The sequence below is a fragment of the Wolbachia endosymbiont of Drosophila tsacasi genome, assembly GCF_028982115.1.
GTDB lineage: Bacteria > Pseudomonadota > Alphaproteobacteria > Rickettsiales > Anaplasmataceae > Wolbachia > Wolbachia pipientis_B.
Map to the genome: position 1 here is coordinate 23,534 of NZ_JAPQLJ010000044.1, position 6,156 is coordinate 29,689.

General features: G+C 34.6%; 9 protein-coding genes. 5 read left to right on the top strand and 4 right to left on the bottom strand.

Features of this window, described 5'->3' with window-relative positions; genetic code table 11:
- Positions 1–220 precede the first annotated feature (220 nt).
- The 3 genes from OZD70_RS03205 to OZD70_RS03215 form a co-directional block, all read right to left on the bottom strand.
- Complete coding sequence (locus OZD70_RS03205) at positions 221–799, bottom strand: RlmE family RNA methyltransferase (RefSeq protein WP_275020847.1); 579 nt, start codon at positions 797–799, stop codon at positions 221–223.
- 76 nt (positions 800–875) lie between these two features.
- Positions 876–1,442 (bottom strand): PopZ family protein, encoded by a 567-nt coding sequence (locus tag OZD70_RS03210; protein WP_275020849.1) that lies wholly within the window; start codon positions 1,440–1,442, stop codon positions 876–878.
- 19 nt (positions 1,443–1,461) lie between these two features.
- Positions 1,462–2,688, bottom strand: coding sequence for a TolC family protein (locus OZD70_RS03215; RefSeq protein ID WP_182182839.1), 1,227 nt, complete (start codon positions 2,686–2,688; stop codon positions 1,462–1,464).
- Between the two features lie 132 nt (positions 2,689–2,820).
- Between OZD70_RS03215 and rplM the strand changes: the two genes are divergently transcribed.
- From rplM to OZD70_RS03230, 3 genes are all read left to right on the top strand, one after another.
- Positions 2,821–3,279 carry a 50S ribosomal protein L13 gene (gene rplM, locus OZD70_RS03220; protein WP_275020851.1) on the top strand — a complete coding sequence of 153 codons (459 nt, stop codon included), beginning with the start codon at positions 2,821–2,823 and terminating at the stop codon, positions 3,277–3,279.
- A gap of 10 nt (positions 3,280–3,289) precedes the next feature.
- Positions 3,290–3,745, top strand: coding sequence for a 30S ribosomal protein S9 (rpsI, locus tag OZD70_RS03225; protein WP_182182835.1), 456 nt, complete (start codon positions 3,290–3,292; stop codon positions 3,743–3,745).
- Positions 3,746–3,891: 146 nt separating this feature from the next.
- A complete protein-coding gene (locus OZD70_RS03230) occupies positions 3,892–4,191 on the top strand; it encodes an HU family DNA-binding protein (protein WP_275020853.1) in 300 nt (99 codons plus the stop codon).
- Here the strand turns inward: OZD70_RS03230 and OZD70_RS03235 are convergent.
- Positions 4,188–4,895, bottom strand: a complete 708-nt coding sequence (locus OZD70_RS03235; protein WP_275020855.1) for a pyridoxine 5'-phosphate synthase — start codon at positions 4,893–4,895, stop codon at positions 4,188–4,190. The genes OZD70_RS03230 and OZD70_RS03235 overlap by 4 nt on opposite strands.
- 102 nt (positions 4,896–4,997) lie before the next feature.
- Between OZD70_RS03235 and OZD70_RS03240 the strand changes: the two genes are divergently transcribed.
- Positions 4,998–5,294 carry a hypothetical protein gene (locus tag OZD70_RS03240; RefSeq protein WP_275020858.1) on the top strand — a complete coding sequence of 99 codons (297 nt, stop codon included), beginning with the start codon at positions 4,998–5,000 and terminating at the stop codon, positions 5,292–5,294.
- 14 nt (positions 5,295–5,308) lie between these two features.
- Positions 5,309–6,156 (top strand): IS110 family RNA-guided transposase (locus tag OZD70_RS03245; RefSeq protein ID WP_275020111.1); only part of this gene is annotated, 848 nt, incomplete at its 3' end.

The following is a 6,156-nucleotide window of genomic DNA, read 5'->3' on the forward strand; positions in this document are numbered from 1 at the left end:
ATAAGCGCGTTTCAGCTTATATAGGCAAAAACCTAGAATGTTGTGAAGATATAAGGTGCACATAGTGCAAAAAATTAAAAATAAGACGCCAACTATGTTGTTTTCTTGCTGTTTAATCTGTACAGATGAAGATAACTGAATACCTTCAGTTTCATGATAAGGGGGCTGGCGGGGTTTGTCAAGTAAGTTTTTTCGTTTCTGCGGGCTACCTGGATTAATATTATATAGGAGGTCTGCTGCCAATAAAGCCTAAACTTACCAAATACATTTCTGTAGATTCAGATCTACTTGACTTTGGTTTAAAATATTTTACTGTTTTAAACATTTTTTTTAGCTCGTTACAAAAATCTTTATCAGATTCTCCTTGGAAAATTTTTACTACAAACGTGCCACCATGGCTCAAGAAATGCTTTGCAAAATTGAGCGCTGCTTCACATAAAAGCATAATTCTGATATGATCCAACGATTTTAAACCACAAGATTCGGGCGCCATGTCAGATAAAATTACATCAAATTTTTGATCCTTGAATTTTTCTCTTAAAATTTCAAGCCCATTGATAATATCACATTGTATAAACTCTACTCCATTAATTGCGTTCATTGGTTTCATGTCAAGAGCAACTACATTTGCACCTTCCTGAGACGCGACTTGTGACCATCCACCAGGAGAAGCACCAAGATCAATAATTTTTTGCCATTCTTGGAATAATTTAAATTTATTATCCATTTCTACCAGCTTATATGCTGAGCGTGACCTATAACCATCCTTGCTAGTTTTTCGCACATACTGATCATTCAAATGACGATGTAGCCACCTTGTTGAAGATAGTTTTCTGCCTCTAGCCGTCTTTACTCTAGTTTTTATTGCTAATACCCTACTTATTATTGATTATATCTTTGAGCTCTTTTTCAACTACTTCTTTTACCAGTGCATGTAGATATTTATTCAGCCATTCTGAGAGATGAGGTTTTAAAAGAGATGTAACTAATTCTTCAACAGTAAGATTCGCTCTTTTTTGTTGTTTATGCTGCAATTCGTTTTGCATTTTTCCAAGCAGCGCTTTGATCTCTTCCATATTCTCTTTTAAAATTAGATGATCGTTATTTTGTGCTTGTAAGCCGCTATTACTCGCTTTATTATTACTCATTTTGATATTATCGTACAAATAAATATCTTTTTTTTCTTCTGAATTGTAGCTATGGTCATTAAATTGGTTATTGTTGCAAGCCATTTCCTCACTTTGGTCATCATTATCAATGTCCTCTTCTTTACCATTTTCTTTTTTGCCATCTTCTTCCATATCTTCTGGATACTCTTCTTCAAGGCATAGCACATCATCATTTTCATCCTTTATTTCTGCTTTTGCGTTTTTACCTGATATAGCTTTTTTTATATCTTCTAGAATATCTTTTACAGATTGATTGCGTTGTTCATCATGCATAGTGCTAATACCATTAAATTTAGAGGTTTATACTATTTATCATAAAAAGCAAGTTGTAAACACTAATTACATAATTGCTTTGTGCTGCAACTAAGTCTGAACGTGCTTTAAATAATGCATCTTCAGTGTCCAAAAGGTCAGATGTACTCTTTAAATTTAAGTTTACCTCTTGCTCAACTCCTTCCAATGCTGAAGCTGCTGCTTTTTCCGCTTCTTGACTTGCTTTAATAATGGCTTTTGCTGTTAGCACATTATTCCAAGCATTTACAACTGCTTGTTCTATATTTTTTACCGTTTCATAATAATCGTAGGTAGATTTTTTTGCATCCATTTTAGCTCTACTGACACCAAAAGCATTCGCTCCTTTTTTAAAGATTGGAACATCAAGAGTAAAAACTATATGAACATTTTCTAATAGCTTGTCTAATTTTACACCATCCTTCCCAAAATTTTTGCTTGCGCTTAGATTTAAAGAAGGAAGCCACTTGGAGCTTTCAGCGATCACTTCCATTCCGGCTGCTCTTTTTTGATAAACTGCTGCCTTTAAAGATAAATTATTGGTTTTTGCTAATTGTAAACATTCATTTAGCTCTGGAACAGAAGGTAGTTTATCATTAGCCTCAGAAAGGTCATCAGCATCTTCGCCAATTAAATGGTAATAAGCAATATTTGCCAACTTTAATTTACCCTCAGCATCAACTCTTTCGGATACAGAAGACGAGAATTTTGCTTTTGCTAACAAAACTTCAGCATTGGTTACCTCTCCAAGGGAAAAGCGTTTTTTCATAGCTGACAAATGTTCCAAAGAAACGCGTTCTTTATGTTTTCTGAGCTTTAATATTTCTGTCTTTTGTAAAACACCAACATATGCTTTCACAGCATTAAGTGCAACCTCTTGTTTTAATTGCTGAAATCGCATTTTTTCTGCTTTGAGAAGATGACTTGATCGACTGAATGTGGCAAAGGTGCCACCGCCATCTATTATCCTTTGGCTTAATATCAGACGTTTTCCAGGTAAACTAGAAAGATTAAAATTACTATCAAAATTGTACTGCAAACTAATGTCAGGTAAAAATCCAGCTAACCCAGAAAACTTAAGCTGTTTTTCTGCGCTTTTATATTGGTAAAATTGAGACTTTATTTTTGAGCTATTTTTGATCGCTTTGCTTATAACTTCTCCCACATCGGTTGCATAGCAACTTATAGTACTAAAAATGATTGCAAGTGTGATAATTAATCGAAACATTCTACTTCCTATGCATATTGGTTGCGCAGTTCAATTGCTAACATAAATTACTTTAATAATCAACAACTAATATTGTTGACACTATTGAGAAATTAAGTGTATAGTAGCTTACTATTGTTTAGTTAAATTACAATGAAAACTTTTTTCTTAAAAGAGAAACAAATCGACAAAAAATGGTTTATCATAGATGCAGAAGGATTAGTGGTAGGAAGGCTTGCAGCATTTGTAGCGACACTATTGCGTGGAAAGCATAAACCTGAGTATACACCTCATATGGATTGTGGCGACAATGTAATTATTATCAACGCAGAAAAGGTGCATTTTACCGGGAAGAAGCTTAAAGATAAGATTTACTATAAGCATACAGGTTATTCTGGTGGTTTGAAGAAAACTACTCCAAATAATATTTTAAATGGCAAATTTCCTGAGCGTGTAATAGAAATGGCAGTGAAAAGGATGCTTGATGATGGACCTATGGCGCGTAGACGCTTTGAAAATTTGTATGTTTATTCTGGTTCAGAGCATAAGCATCAAGGGCAGCAACCTGAAAAGATAGATTTTGCCTCTTTGAATCGTAAAAATAAAAAGTAATGGAGTAAAAATGAAGAGTTCTACAATAAATAATAATGATTGGTCAGAAAAGACAATTAAATCAGCAGTTGATTCGCTTGGTCGTTTATATGCTACAGGCCGAAGAAAAGAATCTGTAGCAAGGGTATGGATAAAGCCGGGAAGTGGAAAATTTAGTGTTAACAAAGAAGGCGATCTAATTTCTTATTTTAAAAGAGAGTCAGTGTGCCAAATAGTGAAAATGCCATTTGTAGCAACTTCTACGTTAGACAAATATGATGTATTTGCAACTGTAAAAGGTGGAGGGCTATCTGGTCAAGCAGGTGCTCTAGCTCATGGAATAAGCAGAGCTTTGAGTAGTGTAAGCCAAGATTTGCATTCTATATTACGTAATGGTGAGTTCTTAACTAGAGATTCACGTGTTGTTGAACGCAAGAAATATGGTCAACATAAAGCTCGGAAAAAGTGTCAATTTTCTAAGAGATAGTTATTTCATAGTGGTGTTTTTTTGTAAGTATTATAAAAATATTTGCAAAAGTGTATGATACCCTCTGTTTTTGTGATGAATTTAGTTGACTATCGGTGTCAACATAATATGCTATTTGTGTGATTTTTTCAATATTAAGGTAATTTATGAGTAAAGAAGATATAATAAAACAATTAAAGGAAGATTGTTCTGGTCAGAATATAGATATAACAAAATCTGATTTGAGCAAGATTCATGGTGCGTTTATTAAAATAATAAAGAATGAGCTGCATGGGAAAGGTGAAATACGTTTGCATGGAATAGGAACATTTTCTACTGCTATAAGTCAGGAGAAACAATGTCGTAACCCCCAAAATGGTGAGATCATGACTGTTCCTGAAAAGACAAGAGTAAAGTTTAAAACAAGCCAAACTCTTTTAAGTATTTTAAATGAAAGCAGCAGTTAGGTAGACATTATCATTTTCATTGTTTTTACTACGCTGTGTAAGCCATAAAATACAGCTTCGCTAATTAAATAGTGGCCTATGTTAAGAGCTGAAATGTGAGGTATTCTTGTCATCTTCTTAGCGTGTTTATAAGTTATGCCATGTCCTGCGTGGCATTCTATTCCTAATTTATTGACGTACTCTGCAGCATTAGTAATTAACTGTAACTTTTTCTCTGATGGATTATCACAGTAATCCCCTGTGTGAATTTCTATTATGTCAGGTTTTATCTTTAGCTTCTCAAGATATTTTAGTTGATTAATATTTGGATTGATAAACAGTGAGACTTTTATGCTAGAGCTATGCATTTCCTCTATTATATTAGAAAGTTTACTGTGCATATTCACGATATCCAGGCCACCTTCGGTTGTTAATTCTTCTCTTTTTTCTGGTACTATACTAATCGAATAGGGTTTTACCTTTTTTGCTATTTCAAGCATTTCTTCCGTGGCTGCAATTTCAAGATTTAGCTCAGTACTAATGCTCTTTTTTAGGTTAAATACGTCTTTATCTCTAATATGCCTTCTATCTTCTCGTAAGTGTACAGTAATAAAGTCTGCTCCAGCATCAATAGCTATTTCTGCTGCTTTCAATAGATCTGGGTAGGAAGTTCCTCGTGCGTTGCGGAGGGTTGCGACGTGATCAATATTAACACCTAGTTTCACAATCTACCTCAAAAATTATTTATGGATTATACATGTTATTAGGTCTTTTGCATAGTCATTGTTTGATTAGCAATACCATAGCCGAGAGACGGGGTTGGCGAAATGTGTCAAGATGGCCTAGCATCACGCGCTGGAATGACATTTGGTAGCATCGAACAAGGAAAAATCTTGTTAAACCTGAAAGAAACTATTTTATCCAGTGCTATAACAATTTTTAAATATAATTTATTAAGAAGTATTTTTGCAGTTATAACCGGAACGCTCAATGGTGCTAGAGTGCCCGTTTGGGAGCATGGTTTTGGAGGAACGGTTAAACCACTGATGGAGTCTATTACAACTACCTCGATTAGAAGATTGTATAATCTAACCGTCCCAAGCTTAAATACTTCTTCATTATAAGTTATAGGAGGTCAATTACAATGACAAAAAGTAAATTAGAGGTAATGAATCCTGATGCAGCAGGGATAGATGTTGGTTCGGCTGTACATTATGTATGTATACCCGAGAGAAGAGATGAGCAACGTGTTCAAAAATTTGGCTGCTTCACTGAAGACCTTCATAATTTAGCAAGGTGGTTAAAAAAGTGTAAAGTTACAACCGTAGCGATGGAATCAACTGGTGTATATTGGATTCCTTTGTTTCAAATACTGGAATCTTACGGTTTTGAAGTTAAGTTGGTAAATGCGCGACATGTAAAAAATGTACCTGGGAGAAAGTCAGATGTTCAGGACTGTCAGTGGTTACAACAACTACATAGTTATGGATTACTCCAAGGGTCATTTAGGCCAGATAGCCAGATGTGTGTATTGCGTAGTTACGTGCGACAACGTAAGAACCTCACTGAAAGTGCATCTACACATGTTCTGCGTATGCAGAAGGCATTAATTCAAATGAATATACAACTGCATAGAGTTATAAGAGATATAACAGAAGTAACTGGTATGAAAATTATCAAGGCTATAATTAAAGGCGAAAGAGATTCTGGGAAATTGGCTCAATTCAGGGATGCACGAATAAAAAATGATCAGTCTACTATAGCAAAAGCGTTAGCTGGCGATTATAGAGAGGAACATGTATTCACGCTAAAGCAAGAATTTGAACTATATAATATTTATCAAGAAAAAATAGCAGAATGTGATAGAAATATTGAGGTCTATTACAAAACGTTTGAAACAAAATCTAACGAAAGTAAACAGTTGAGTAAGGAAAAGAATAAGCACAGAAAAAGTAAGCCTGACTTTGCTTTGCACGAGGAACTGCA